At 48.3% G+C, this 12,343-nt stretch carries 9 protein-coding genes and 1 tRNA gene; 4 read left to right on the plus strand and 6 right to left on the minus strand.

Translation table 11 applies throughout. The features are described 5' to 3' along the window. Positions 1-460 precede the first annotated feature (460 nt). Positions 461-1,519 carry a glycosyltransferase family 4 protein gene (locus LLG96_18990; protein ID MCE5252292.1) on the plus strand — a complete coding sequence of 353 codons (1,059 nt, stop codon included), beginning with the start codon at positions 461-463 and terminating at the stop codon, positions 1,517-1,519. Between the two features lie 194 nt (positions 1,520-1,713). Beyond that, a complete protein-coding gene (locus LLG96_18995; GenBank protein ID MCE5252293.1) occupies positions 1,714-2,538 on the plus strand; it encodes a class I SAM-dependent methyltransferase in 825 nt (274 codons plus the stop codon). A 101-nt stretch (positions 2,539-2,639) separates the two neighbouring features. On the opposite strand, the gene wecB is transcribed toward LLG96_18995, so the two are convergent. Continuing rightward, positions 2,640-3,755: a UDP-N-acetylglucosamine 2-epimerase (non-hydrolyzing) gene (wecB, locus tag LLG96_19000; protein MCE5252294.1), complete on the minus strand. Its 1,116-nt coding sequence runs from the start codon at positions 3,753-3,755 to the stop codon at positions 2,640-2,642. A 277-nt stretch (positions 3,756-4,032) separates the two neighbouring features. On the opposite strand from wecB, the gene LLG96_19005 reads away from it, so the two are divergent. Next, positions 4,033-4,536, plus strand: a complete 504-nt coding sequence (locus tag LLG96_19005; protein ID MCE5252295.1) for a PepSY-like domain-containing protein — start codon at positions 4,033-4,035, stop codon at positions 4,534-4,536. Between the two features lie 78 nt (positions 4,537-4,614). On the opposite strand, the gene LLG96_19010 is transcribed toward LLG96_19005, so the two are convergent. From LLG96_19010 to LLG96_19030, 5 genes are all read right to left on the minus strand, one after another. After that, positions 4,615-4,699, minus strand: a tRNA-Tyr gene (locus LLG96_19010). 52 nt (positions 4,700-4,751) lie between these two features. Next, entirely contained in the window at positions 4,752-7,853 is a 3,102-nt protein-coding gene (locus LLG96_19015; protein MCE5252296.1) for an efflux RND transporter permease subunit, read from the minus strand. Continuing rightward, positions 7,850-8,929 (minus strand): efflux RND transporter periplasmic adaptor subunit, encoded by a 1,080-nt coding sequence (locus LLG96_19020; GenBank protein ID MCE5252297.1) that lies wholly within the window; start codon positions 8,927-8,929, stop codon positions 7,850-7,852. The genes LLG96_19015 and LLG96_19020 overlap by 4 nt, the downstream gene beginning before the upstream one ends. Positions 8,930-8,944: 15 nt before the next feature. After that, complete coding sequence (locus LLG96_19025; protein ID MCE5252298.1) at positions 8,945-10,297, minus strand: TolC family protein; 1,353 nt, start codon at positions 10,295-10,297, stop codon at positions 8,945-8,947. Beyond that, positions 10,287-10,967, minus strand: a complete 681-nt coding sequence (locus LLG96_19030) for a TetR/AcrR family transcriptional regulator (GenBank protein MCE5252299.1) — start codon at positions 10,965-10,967, stop codon at positions 10,287-10,289. Before LLG96_19030 ends, LLG96_19025 begins: the two co-directional genes overlap by 11 nt. A 270-nt stretch (positions 10,968-11,237) precedes the next feature. Here LLG96_19030 and LLG96_19035 point away from each other — a divergent pair, with 270 nt between their 5' ends. Then, the gene (locus LLG96_19035; GenBank protein MCE5252300.1) at positions 11,238-12,323 is read left to right on the plus strand and encodes an aldo/keto reductase; all 1,086 of its coding nucleotides are present in this window, start codon (positions 11,238-11,240) and stop codon (positions 12,321-12,323) included. Positions 12,324-12,343 lie beyond the last annotated feature (20 nt).

The following is a 12,343-nucleotide window of genomic DNA, read 5'->3' on the forward strand; positions in this document are numbered from 1 at the left end:
ACGAACATTTATTATGCTAAAAATGTTAGGCAGAGGAAGTATTCTCATCCATTTTTCTGATTCCATTGAAGAAAACTTTAGCAATATAAAAATATTAAAGCGTATCGTTAGATATTTACTTAAGGTTCTGATACGATTTATAAAAAAAATTGGTCGCTTTTTACTGAAAATCAGGTTCTTATTTAAAAAAATTAAAAATGCAATACACTATTATTTCCACTATTATAATCGGGAACTGCTTATAAGAGAGGTCAAAAATCAGGTACGAGTACTGGCCAACACTGTTCCTTCAAAAGGTAATAAAAAGACTCTCGATTTATCAAAACCTCCCGCTTACCTGCGTACCATTCTTTCCTTTAACGTCCGCGCCGGCGGCTCGGTTGGTCATATTTCAGGAATACTCAACAATCTTGGGTATTTTACTCCACTCCCTCTTTTTTTGACTACGGATTACAGCCCGATGGTAAAAAAAGAAATCGAAACATTTCTTATCAAACCCCAGAAAAAGTTCATGAATATGGGGGTTGAATTATGGTATATGAATTCTTGCGGCACATTTATCAAAGAAGCTTTATCCATATTGAAAAACACAAAACCATCGTTTATCTATCAGAGGTGCAGTTTATTCGACTATTCCGGGGCAAAGCTGTCACGGCTTCTTGGTGTACCCTTTGTTTTCGAATATAATGGTTCCGAGGTCTGGGTGTGCAGAAACTGGGGGAATCCTTTGAAATATGAATCCCTGGCTCGGGATATTGAAGTGTGCAATTTCAAAGCCGCCGATTTGATCGTGGTGGTGAGCAAACCGTTACAGGATGAGTTGATGGAGCGCGGGATCGAACAGGACAAAATACTGTTGAACCCGAACGGAGTCGATCCGGATATCTACTCCCCGGAGGTCGACGGCACCGAAGTACGCAATAAATACGCTCTTTCCGATAAAACCGTTCTGGGATTTATCGGTACGTTCGGCCGCTGGCATGGCGCAGAAGTACTCGCCGAGGCATTCGGTGTGTTGTTGAACACATATCCCGGTTATAAGGATCGGGTCAGATTGCTCATGATCGGAGATGGCCTTACCATGCCGCTCGTGAAGGAAAATCTGAAAAAACACACTGTCGACGATTTCAGTATTCTTACAGGACTCCGTCCCCAGGAAGAGGGACCGCAATATCTCGCCGCATGTGATATCCTCGTTTCTCCTCATGTCCCCAATCCGGATGGTACTCCCTTTTTCGGCTCCCCGACAAAGCTCTTCGAGTATATGGCGACCGGAAAAGGAATTGTCGCATCCGACATGGACCAGATAGGTGAAATTCTCGAACACAAAAAGACAGCATGGCTGGTAAAACCACATGATATCGATGCTCTTGTCGAGGGTCTGAAAATGCTGATCGACAACAGGGAATTGAGGATAAGCATGGGTCAGGCAGCTCGGAAAGAAGTGGTTGAAAAGTACACATGGAAAGAACATACGGGAAAAATAATTGTCAAATTGAAGGAAATCGTCAATACATGAAACAGTGATTCCATACCTGTAGTAAACACACACTGTTCCACTGCCGGGCACAAAAAAAAATCCTTTTTCACCACCCTTTAATGGATTATGTTATTCCCTTGTCATACAATTTGAAAACTCGGTTCAAAAAGAAGTTGAATTATCATATTTATTGTGCTGTTTCATAAAAAATAAACATATCGGAGTGTTTTCGGATGAATGAAGAGGAATTAAAAGCCCAGGTAAAACAATATTGGAATAAACGGGCCTGCGGCACAGAAGGCTCGGATTCTGAAAAGCATTCGCGCAAATATTTCGATGAACTCGAGGATTACAAGTACAGTCTGGAATCAGAAATATTCTCATTCGCCCAGTTCACACGTTTTCATGGCCAGAAAGTACTGGAAGTCGGAGTTGGAACAGGAACCGATTTTTTGCAGTGGGTCAGGGCCGGTGCGGAGGCATACGGTCTCGATCTTACTGAGGAGGCTGTCGAACATGTCAGGAACCGGCTCAATGTTTATGGACTGGAAGCGAAAGAAATCATTGTCGGGGATGCCGAAAATATTCCCTATCCCGATAATATGTTCGATCTCGTGTATTCCTGGGGTGTTATCCACCATTCACCCGATACCATAAAAGCCCTCGAAGAGATTATTCGTGTTACCCGTCCCGGAGGTAAAATAAAAATCATGGTGTACAACAGGAGGTCGCTCATTACGTTCTTCCTGTATCTGCACTATGGTCTCTTTGTGAAGAAACCGTTCAGAACCATTTCCGATATTCTCTATCATGACATTGAAAGCATCGGAACCAAAGCGTATACCATTCAGGAATTCAAAAATATTCTGGCACGGTTACCGGTTCAGCTAAAGGACATAAGCGCCAAATTGCGGAAAGTCGAACTGAAATGGATTGTCCCGGGTTACGTCCGCTTCCTGCTTCGCATGGTGGGTTTTTTCATGGGGCACGATAAAACCGGATATTTTATGACAATAAATCTTGAAAAAAACGATGATATTCCCCCGGAAAAACAATAAGAATCCATCAATCTCCGCTCTGTATTACATGCAGCGCTAAAATACCGTATAACTTTATTACATATTGTAATATACTACATAATGCGGGCGGGAGACCGGGATTATCCGAAATCGCTCATGATCTCGACAATCCTGTTTCCCGCATGTCCGTCACCGTACAGGTCCGGGTGTTCGGTGTCGATTGTATCTGTGTTTATAAGTCTTCCTGCTTCACTGATGAGACGGTCGACATCCGTGTCGACGAGCACACTCCAGCCGGACTCGATAAGCTCCACCCACTCGGTTTCTTTCCTGAGAATGATACAGGGCACACGGTGGAAAAACGCCTCTTTTTGAACGCCCCCCGAATCGGTTATTATGACCCTTGCATTCTGTTCGAGCATGACCATATCAAGGTATCCCACCGGCTCGATGATTGTGAGTCCGGTGGATATCTCATCGAAAAAATCCATTTTTTTCAGCATGTTCGCGGTTCGAGGATGAAGCGGTACCACTACGGGCATTTCCTGAGCGAGAACTGCCAGACCATTGAAGATCGAGCGGAGCCGGGTCTCGTTATCGGTATTTTCCGCCCGGTGCACCGTTGCGAGAAGGTATTGCCCGGGCTCAAGATCAAGCTGCGTGATAATACGGCTTTTTTCGCGTGCCTTTAATCCGAAATACAAGCAGGCATCGAACATGACATCTCCCGTCCGGTGAATCATCGTACTATCAATGCCTTCATGCTGTAAATTTTTCACCGACCTTTCTGTCGGGCAGAACAGCAGGCTCGATATATGATCGGTCAGCACCCGGTTTATCTCTTCGGGCATGGTACGGTTGAAACTTCGCAGACCTGCCTCGACATGCGCCACCGGAATGTTCAGTTTCGCGGCTGCCAGCGCCCCCGCCAGCGTTGAATTGGTATCCCCGTATACCAGGACAATATCCGGATTTTCGTCGAGGATAACCTTTTCGATGTTTTCGAGCATCCTTCCCGTCATAGCGCCGTGACTGCATTCATTGATACCGAGATTATAGTGCGGTTCCGGGATACCGAGTTCCTGAAAGAAAATCCGTGACATGGTATCATCAAAATGCTGACCGGTATGCACCAGAATTTCCGTAACATGACGGGGCTGCGATGACTGGTTATCATTATAATCCGCCAGTGCCCGTGAAACGACCGCGGCTTTGATAAACTGAGGTCGTGCACCGACAACCGTAACGATTTTCATGACGGTTCCCTTTCGAATCGTTCGATACCCCAGAAAAATATGGGTATGCTGTGATGATTTATAATACAATTATATATTTACGAAAAAAACAAAAATCGCATGTCTCATCATCAGGTTAATCGGCAATACTTGTCTTTCGGAGAATTAATCGGGAACTCCGGGGACTTGACTGAGTCTTACACATGATTATCATCTCTCGTCAAAGGGCGAAAATCGACCTCTTTTCTCTCAGTCATTGAGTGGAAGCACAAGAGAAAAAATTTTAAAGGAGATTTATGTGAAGACAGTACAGAACTTTGCTTGGATTGGAATAGTCGCTCTGATGGTTTTTGCCTTTTCGCTGCCGGTGTATTCCCGGAAAGTCGCGAAAAAAGATATTCCCGCTGCCATTACTTCCGCCTTTACAACAAGCTATCCGAACGCGGTGATAAAAAAAGTATCAAAGGAGAAGGAGGACAGCAGGGTGCTTTATGAAGTGGAAAGCACAAATGGCGAATTCTCTCTCGACATCGTTTACTCTGCAGATGGAACCGCGCTGGAAATAGAGGAAGGTATTCCCCAAGAAGATTTAACGGCTCCGGTAAAAGCGGCGGTTCAGAAAGCATATCCCAAAGGGAAAATCACAAAAGCGGAAAAACTTACCCGTGGAAACCGGAGTGGATATGAAATCACCGTAGCTGTCGGCAAAAAAGTTCGTGCATTGGCACTTGATGCGAATGGAAATGCCCTCAAATCCAATGAGGAAGATGAGAAGGCGGAGCAGGAAGAAGGCAGGAAGTAAAATAACAGGGGGTAGATAACGATTATTCGTACAATGAAAAAGGACTCACGAATTATCGTAAGCCCTTTATAATCTCAATGGTGGAGGGGGGCGGATTCGAACCACCGAAAGCTGAGCTAACAGATTTACAGTCTGCTCCCTTTGGCCACTCGGGAACCCCTCCACCTTAAAAAGCAGGTGTTAAATATAATAGTATATATTTTATGGCGCAAGTATCATTTGTTCTGGCGATCCCTGAAATACTGATCGCTCCGCCCGAGGATCATGTACATGCTCGGCACGACCACGAGCGTCAGTAAAGTAGCCACCGTAAGCCCGTAAATTACCGCAACCGCCATCGGCGCCCACCATTGCGACGATGAACCGCCCGCAACGAACCTGAAGGTATGAATGTCGATCGCCCAGCCGGTTGCAAGCGGAATGAGTCCGACAATGGTGGTGATCGCCGTCAGAAGAACCGGCCTGAACCGGGTCTTTCCGGCCTCGATGACCGCCTCCAGTTTCGACCTTCCCCAGAAACGAAGCTTCATGGTGTAGTCGAGGAGCACGATGGCGTTGTTGACCACCACACCGGCAAGACTGATGACGCCGACACCGGTCATGATGATACCGAACGGCAGCTGCGAAATCATGAGCCCCCAGAATACACCGATAAGCGACAATATCACGCTGGTCATGATGATAAACGGCAGCACGAGTGAATCGAACTGGGTCACGAGAACCAGGGCGATGAGAAAAATGGCAATAACAAACGCTTTCACGAGGAATTGTCCTGCCTCCTGTGAAGCCTCGTCCTCACCGCGGTATTTTATATCATATCCCGATGGGAGTTTGTAGCTTGCCAGTTTCGCCTTGACATCGGTAAGAATGTCGTTTGCGAGCCGGCCGTGATTGCTGCCGGTGATAGTGACCACACGTTTGAGGTCAGCACGGCGGATCGATCCGAAACCCGCGGCAGGCTTGAATTCCGCCACACTTGAAAGCGGAATCTGTTTCCCCTCGTCAAATATGAAAATCTTGTCGAGATCGGGAATCGAGCTGCGATCCTGTTTTGCGAATCTGACGGTGATATCGTAGTCCTCGTCCTTCTCACGGAAATCTCCGGCATCGAAACCGTTGATCGCATTCCGCACCGCCAGCGCCACACTCATGGTCGAAATACCGAGCATGGCGGCTTTTTCCCTGTCGACGACAAGACGGATTTCCGGCTTCGAGCTTTCAAAATCATCCTTGAGATCGACAAGCCCGGGTATATCCTTGATGGTGTTGCGGATATCCTTGGCGAGGTCCCCCAGGAGGAGGAAATCGTCGCCCGAAATCTGTATTTCGACAGGCTCGCCGACCGGCGGTCCGTTTTCCTCTTTGTCCAGCTTGACCTCGGCGCCCGTGATGTACTTGATCTTGTTCACCGATTCGTTGAACGTTTTGAGCGAGGGCTGGCTCCGTTTTTCGAAATCGACAAAATCCATATAAATTCGCCCCTCGTTGGAGGTATCGAAACCGGGTGCAAGCCCGCTGGAACTCGTCGAGACCCCGACATTGGTAAGGATGTTCTCAATATCGGGGAATTCGGCGCATGTTTTTTCGAGCTGACGGGCGATTGCATCGGTCGTCTCGATGCGTGTTCCGACAGGTGCTTTGATATCTATATACATTGAATCGGGGTCCGAATTAGGGAAAAGCTCGACTCCGAGCCCGGCAACACTGTATACACCGATCGTGATAATCAGAATGAGAAAAGAAATCCCGAGCGTTATTTTTGGGTGTGTAACCGCTCTTGTAAGCAGCCTTTCATACTGACCGAGTACCAGCTTGAACAATCCTTTTCCATTCGAATCCGTCGCATCGTCCTTCACTTTCATGAACCGGTAACAGAGCACGGGATTGATAAAAATCGCCACAAAGAGTGAGGACAAGAGGGTAATGATAACCGTTATGGGCAGATATTTCATGAACTCGCCCATGATCCCCGGCCAGAAAATAATCGGGGCAAACGCACATACCGTCGTCAGCGTCGAAGTCGTTACCGCCATCGCCACTTCATTGGTCGCCTCTTCCGAACCGCGGAGGGCGTCTTTACCTGTATGACGGTGTCTGTAAATGTTCTCGACAATAACAATGGCGTTGTCGACAAGCATTCCGAGCGCCATGATGAGACTGAACAGAACGATAAAATTGAGCGAAATCCCCATAAGATCAAGCACGATAAAGGAAATGAGCATACTGAAGGGGATCGAAATCGCCACGAATATGGAATTGGTAAAGCCGAGGAAAAGAAATATACAGAGCATAACAAGAATAAAACCGTTGAATATGTTATTCTCGAGATCGGCAACCATGACACGGATAAACTTTGACATGTCCCCCTGGACAGTGATATGAGTTCCTTTGGGGAGTGACGGCTCGCGGCGTTTCAGGATTTCCTTCACACCGTCCGCGATATGTATGATATTTTCCCCGGTACGTTTGGTTACACTGACGGAAATCGAGGGTTTGCCGTCCAGACGGGCGATCGAGGTACGATCCTTGAAACCGTACTGAACCTCTGCTATATCACGGATATAAACCGGCCCCTGCGATGTCGCGGTAACGACGAGATCGTTGAACGTGTACGGATTCTTGATCTCACCGGGAACACGGACCGTGTAGGAGTTGTCACCGATATCGATGTTACCGCCCGGGATGGTTACATGCTCTTCCATTATCGTTTTCGTTATATCGCCGAGCCCTAAATTGTAATCTTTGAGCCGTTCGGGATCGACGTTTATCTGTACTTCACGTTCGAGGGCGCCGTTCACCTTCGCTTCGAGCACACCCTGAATGGTCTCGATTTCGTCGGACAGATCATCCGCCACTTCCTTGAGCTTGACAAGATCGTAATCGGCGGTGAGCACGACATTGATGATCGGCATGTTTTCAAAATCGATTTCGGTAACCGTCGGCTCCTCTGCTTCATCGGGAAGATTCGGTTTCGCTTTATCAACCTTGTCCTTGACCCGCTGGAGAGCAAAATCGAGATCAACATCCGGATTGAACTCGATGGCAATCACCGAAACGCTCTCCGACGAGTTCGATGTGATTTCCTTGACATCCTTGAGGTTCTTCAGTTCTTTTTCGATCTCTCTCGTAATGAGCGTTTCGATATCTTCAGGCGAAACACCCGAATAAATCGTCGTGATGATCATGAACGGTATATTGACATCCGGCGCCGCTTCTCTCGGAAGAGTAAAGTAACTCACAAGTCCCATGATCGTAATCAAGACAATAAATACATAAACTGTCGTATATTTACGTAATGCAAACCCAGTCAGCGTCATTGTCCGGTACCCTCCCTGCCAGCAGCAGTGTACTCACCCGTAATATTGATTTTTTCGCCTTCAACGAGATCGTGCTGGCCTTTAACTATTACGCGGTCACCGGAAAAAATCCCCGAAAGTATCATAACATCGGTCGTACCCGCGGGTCCCATTTCAACCGAGCGCTTCTCGGCGGTATTGTCATTCCGGGCAACATACACGATACGGCCGTTCTGGGTTTCGATCAAAGCATTGATGGGAATCATGAGTGAATCATTATAGACCATCCTCAGGATTGAAGCATTCCCCATGATACCGGCCCTGATAAGACCCTCACGGTTGTCGACGACGATCTCGGCCTGAAAGGTTCTCACCGAGGAGTTGGCTTCCGGGGCAATATAGTTGATCTTACCCCTGAAAACCTTTCCGGGGATAGCATCGAGCTTGACCTCGACATCGTTGCCGACCTTGAAATCGGTGATATATTTCTCCGGAATCCCGGCCTGCACTTTAACACGGCTTATGTCGATAATCCTGAAAGCGGGAGTTCCGGGACCGAGAATATCGCCAACTTCGACATGCCGCTGGGTTATCACACCATCGAAGGGAGCCTCGAGCACCGCATCCTCAAGCTGTTTTTTGGAAATTTCAAACGCGCTTTGCGCCTGGGAAAGCTGAAGTTTCGTGGCATCATGGACAGCTTCGGTGATACTCCCGTCCTTGAACAGCTTTTCGCTCCGGGCAGATTCCTTCTCCTGATATTCGAGATTTGCCTGCGCAACATTGAACTGCGCCTTGAGCATCACATCGTCGGTTTCAAGCAGGACCATATTCTGCTTTACCCGGTCACCTTTATCGGCATGCAGTTTAACAACCTTGCCTCCGCCCGTGATACCGAGATTCACTTCCTTGTTCGGTAAAACGACAACGGGAAGATTGATATAATCCCTGAACTGCGAGGGTTTGACCGTGAAAATCTCGACATTGGTAATTTTTTCCGGATCAGCCTGACTGTCGGCTTCCTGCTTTTTCCCGCAGCCGGCAGCGGCAATCACGAGTAATAAAAGCACCAGCGCTTTTTTTACAATGTTTTTCATCATGCGTTTCCTTTCTTACAGGTCGGTATCTAGAATCCCGAGATTCTTCTTAAGGGCTATTTCTGCGATTGTTCCTTCATAGAGCGAAACCACCATGTTTGTCTTTGCCACCTCGAGCGCCAGCTGTGCATCGAGTACTTCGAGCTGGGTCGCCTTACCGTTCGTATAGAGCGATTCGGCCATCTCAAGCGCTTTCTGCGCTTCCTCCACATTCATACGCTGGCTTTCTATACTGTTTACCGCCTTGCGCAGATTGAGAACGCTCTCACGGACATCTATGAGAACAGTATCATGTATTTTTTTGAAATCGGTCTTCGCCTTGTAGAAATCGTTTTTTGCCTGCCTGTATTTTGAATAATTCTTGAATCCGTCGAAAATCGGAAATGTAAGGGTGACACTTGCTGTCCAGTACCTGTTCCAGTCCTCCCGGTCATAGGTGAAAACATCGAAATTACCGTTATAGGCAAAGTTTGATCCTGCCGAGAGAACGGGCAGAAAATCACCCTTGGCAAGTTGTATGCCCTTTTCGTAAAGGTCCACATTGTATTCGCTCGCCTTGAGGTCGGGCCGCATCTCCATGGCAGTTTCGAACGTGGCCTGCTTGAAAACCGACGTATCGGGCTCGGCAAACTTCCCCGTGATGGTCAACGGCGAATCGGGCGCAACACCCATGACCTCCTTGAGCCTGAGCAGTGAAATCGTCACCTTGTTTTCGGCATCGAGAAGATCGGGTTTCATGTTTGCAACCTGCACACGGGCCCGGAGAAGGTCATAGTCGGTCGCCCGCCCCGCATTGAAAAGGTTCTTCACATTTTCGAGGTGTTTTTCCGCCTGTGCGAGCGATTCTTTGTTTATGGAACACATTTCCTCAGACAGGAGCGCGGAATTAAAGGCCTGAACAACTCCCGCAACCACATTCTGCCTGACAGACTGGAGCGTCTCTTCGGCCATGTTTTTATAGATTTTTGCCGCTTTGAGCGCGGTGCCGACCTTCCCGCCCACATAGATCGGCTGGGTAAGGCTCGCTCCGAGACTCATCGTGTTGTCGGTTCCTACCTTGAGACGGTTCTTTACGAGCACACCGTTACTGTCGGGAAAGGATATAACAAAAACCATTGGCTTGAGATTCCGCTCGTAATTCCAACTCCCGTTGATCTGCGGATAAGCAGCCGATGCCGCCTCGGTAATGCGGTTATTGGCCTTGGAAGCTTCTTCCCCGGCATTGATGACATCTTTATTTTTTTCAAGCGCAATTTTGACCGCACGTTCAACGGACAGGTCCATGTAACTCTCCGACTGTGCCCATCCAGCCTCCGGAATAACAACCGAACACAGGATTAAAGCGTACAACAGCATTTTATCGATCACTGACTACCTCCTCCCTCGCTGCTATTCCGTTGAGCAGGATATCGGCGAAAATCCGTGATACCTTTTCTATATCCTTGGAATTTTTACACTTGTAACTACATATGGAAAACAAACCGTTCAGGGCAACAAATATCGCTTCCAGGAGGGCGTCGGGCGGATATTCCTTCAATTGCTTATCTGAGATTGCCCGTGTAAAACGATCCATCATCCACCGGTTACCCTGATTGATAATTACGTGGAGTTCCTTTCCTTTTTCATCGGACAATCCAATGAAACCCATAGATCGCTGAATCTCAAGCACCTTGACAAGATCGGGGTTCGAAAACGCGAATTTCGCCGCTCCCACGAGGAAATCGACCAGCTCCTCCGTAAAAGGTTTTTTCCCCGAAAACGCCACCGAAAAAGCACTGTTCCGACTGAAAATTACCGTCTTCATGATACTGAAGAGAAGGTCTTCCTTGCTTGAAAAGTAGTTGTACAACGAAGCCTTCGAAAACTCGGCTTCCTGCGCAACCTCATCGAGCGTCGCGTGGAAATACCCTTTCCGCGCAAAAACACGGGTCGCCGCCGCCAGAATTTCCAGACGGTGGGTTTCCTTTTCGCGTTCTCTGCGTGGAAGCGTTTCATCAGTCTGCTCGAAAGGGTAATACAGATAATCAAATTTGTTCATGGCGCCTCCGTAAACTTCATTTTTAGTATATTGACACAGCATATTATTAATGACTAATTAGTAAATTACTGACCAGTCAGTCATAATATATACAGGGCAGTTTTTGAATGCAAGCGTTTTTTTCACTCATTGATTTTTCACGGTTTTTTTACTATGTTTTAATAGCGTGGTCAAACCTTTGGCCTCTTTTTCAGTATCGTAATACACAGTATATACCGCCGCACGAGATTCTTTATTCAATCATAATTACCAATAGAAAGGTATTACATCATGGAGACAAAATCGTTCAGGGGAATGAAGTGCCGAAGAATGGGTAATTCCGGGCTCTGGGTTTCGGAAGCAGGCCTCGGAACATGGAAGTGGGGCGATCCGAGCTATGATGGCTCCCGTGTGGGGGATCACGAGGGCTTCGACATCCTCGACCGTGCCCTCGAACTCGGGATCATCCACTGGGACACGGCTAATTCGTACAACCTCGCTTCGGGAAATTCGGAGCGCCTGCTCGGCCGTTACTTTGCGCGGCGCCCTGCTTCGGTTCGTGACATGGTCGTGCTTGCAACGAAGATTTCCAACTCGGCTCGCGAGGAACACGAGATGAAACGCGATTTCTCCCCCCATGAACGCGGCGCTTCGCGGAAGTATATCATGCGCGAGACGGAGCGCTGTCTCGAACGGCTCCAGACCGACCGAATCGACATTCTCTATGTGCATCAGCCATCGCTTATGGCGGACGGTTCGTGGGAGGCGCCCCTCGATGAGACCTGGGCAGCGATGGATGACCTCGTGAGCATGGGCATGGTCAACTATCTCGCCGTCTCCAACCGTACAGCGGCGCAGATCGGGGAGGAGATGGATGTCCTCCGTTCGGTTGCATCGAATTCATCGAGACGGATTATCGCGGTGCAGAACTGGTACAACCTCGCTGAACGCATAAAAGTGGCGACCGAAGGCGAGGACCGCACGGGGGGCGACGAGTCGGCATTCCTTAAATTCGTGGCGGAAAAGCATATCGGGCTCGTTCCGTTCTTCCCTCTTGCGAGCGGACTTCTGACCGGGCGGTACCGGAAAGGGAACATGGACGAATCGGGACGGATAATCAAGGATGGCGATTACTGGAAGAATCTCTTCCTCACCGAGCGTAATCTCAGGCTTGTCGAAGGGCTTGCCCCGATTGCAGAACGCAAGGAGTGCTCGATGGCGCAGCTTGCGATCGCATGGCTCCTGTCTCATAATGTTGTCTCCTCCGTCATAGCGGGCGTCACCCGTATGAGCCAGCTCGAGGACAATGCAGGCGCCGTCAAGGTCGAGCTTACCCCGGACGATCTGGAGGAGATTGACAGAATAACCGCGCCGTAATCGCGCCGTAAAAACGGAGG

This window comes from bacterium (genome assembly GCA_021372535.1).
Classification (GTDB): domain Bacteria; phylum Latescibacterota; class Latescibacteria; order Latescibacterales; family Latescibacteraceae; genus JAFGMP01.

Bases quoted from the DNA above. Each gene is read 5' to 3' on its own strand.
- LLG96_18995 (MCE5252293.1), top strand. From the start codon at position 1,714: ATGAATGAAGAGGAATTAAAAGCCCAGGTAAAACAATATTGGAATAAA.
- LLG96_19030 (MCE5252299.1), bottom strand. From the start codon at position 10,967: ATGAACAAATTTGATTATCTGTATTACCCTTTCGAGCAGACTGATGAA.
- LLG96_19020 (MCE5252297.1), bottom strand. From the start codon at position 8,929: ATGAAAAACATTGTAAAAAAAGCGCTGGTGCTTTTATTACTCGTGATT.
- wecB (MCE5252294.1), bottom strand. From the start codon at position 3,755: ATGAAAATCGTTACGGTTGTCGGTGCACGACCTCAGTTTATCAAAGCC.
- LLG96_19035 (MCE5252300.1), top strand. From the start codon at position 11,238: ATGGAGACAAAATCGTTCAGGGGAATGAAGTGCCGAAGAATGGGTAAT.
- LLG96_19015 (MCE5252296.1), bottom strand. From the start codon at position 7,853: ATGACGCTGACTGGGTTTGCATTACGTAAATATACGACAGTTTATGTA.
- LLG96_18990 (MCE5252292.1), top strand. From the start codon at position 461: ATGGTAAAAAAAGAAATCGAAACATTTCTTATCAAACCCCAGAAAAAG.